Raw genomic sequence first — 885 nt, forward strand, 5'->3', positions numbered from 1 at the left:
GATGTTAGACTTAGCGATAATAGGGGGAGGGCCAGCTGGATTAACAGCAGGTTTGTACGCGACACGAGGTGGATTAAAGAGTGTAACCATGTTTGAAATGGGGATGCCAGGTGGACAAATCACAGGCAGCAGTGAAATAGAGAACTATCCTGGACAAGTTGATATTATGACTGGAATGGAACTCATGGAGAGTTGGCCTAAACAAGCCATGAAGTTTGGTTTAAAACATGAGATGCAACAAGTAATGAAAGTAACTAAAACAGGTGATACTTTTTCTGTTGAATTATCTGATGGAAGCAAACAAGAAGCAAAAACAGTTTTACTGGCAACAGGTTCCGTTCCAAGACGAGCAGGATTCAAAGGTGAAGATACTTTCTTTGGACGAGGTATTTCTACATGTGCCACGTGTGATGGATTTTTCTATAAAAATAAAGAGGTAGCTTTAATTGGTGGAGGAGATTCTGCTTTAGAAGAAGCCGTCTACCTTTCAAAGATTTGTTCTAAAGTCTATTTAGTTCACAGAAGAGATACTTATAGAGCAGCCCCAAGTACCATTGAACATATGAAAGCGTGTGAAAACATTGAAGAGGTTTCAAATGTGGATGTTGAAGAGGTCATTGGAGATAACATGGGTGTAACTGGATTGATTGTAAAATCAAAAGAGTCTGGAGAGACACGACAGTTAGATGTTCCTGGAATATTTGTATTTGTAGGACGAGACGTATTAAGTGAGAGTTTAAAACAAGAAGATGGAACTTATTTGTGTGATGTGAATGAGCAAGGTGAAGTGGTTGTTGATTTACGAATGAAGACATCTGTACCTGGGTTATATGCTGCTGGGGATGTGAGAATTGAAGCTGCGAAACAAGTGGTATGTGCTGCTGC

General features: G+C 39.9%; 1 protein-coding gene. It reads left to right on the top strand.

The features are described 5' to 3' along the window. Position 1: 1 nt before the first annotated feature. The coding region (locus tag CRV04_RS12775) for an NAD(P)/FAD-dependent oxidoreductase (RefSeq protein ID WP_128997245.1) at positions 2 to 885 on the top strand (884 nt) is incomplete at its 3' end.

Source organism: Candidatus Marinarcus aquaticus, assembly GCF_004116335.1.
Classification (GTDB): Bacteria; Campylobacterota; Campylobacteria; order Campylobacterales; family Arcobacteraceae; genus Marinarcus; species Marinarcus aquaticus.